This window comes from Lentibacillus saliphilus, from assembly GCF_019093865.1.
GTDB classification, from domain to species: Bacteria; Bacillota; Bacilli; order Bacillales; family Amphibacillaceae; genus Lentibacillus_B; species Lentibacillus_B saliphilus.
Map to the genome: position 1 here is coordinate 1 of NZ_JABJXD010000034.1, position 312 is coordinate 312.

Consider the following 312-nt stretch of genomic DNA (forward strand, 5'->3'; position numbering starts at 1 on the left):
GAACTTCGTTTTGAAATAGATGATTTATTAAGGGATAATCGATGGTATGGCATGGCTTTTTCAAATCCGGATTTAACAGGAGATACTAGGTTACTAGGTTATAAACCACAAATCCCAGAACTAGACTTTAATTGGGGTTGGGGTTCTCCTGCCAATAATATTCCAAACGATTATTTTTCAACAATATTTCAAAGAGAAATAAAGGTAGATGAAGGAATTTATAATTTAAGAGTATGGGCGAACGATGGTGTACAAGTTTATGTTGACGGGAAATTATATATAGATGAATGGGATAATAATCAAGGACTAAAA

The 312-nt window shown here is 33.0% G+C and carries 1 protein-coding gene; it reads left to right on the forward strand.

Annotated features, from left to right (window positions below):
* Positions 1-312: PA14 domain-containing protein (locus HPC67_RS15685; RefSeq protein WP_246570205.1), on the forward strand; the 312-nt coding region annotated here is incomplete at both ends.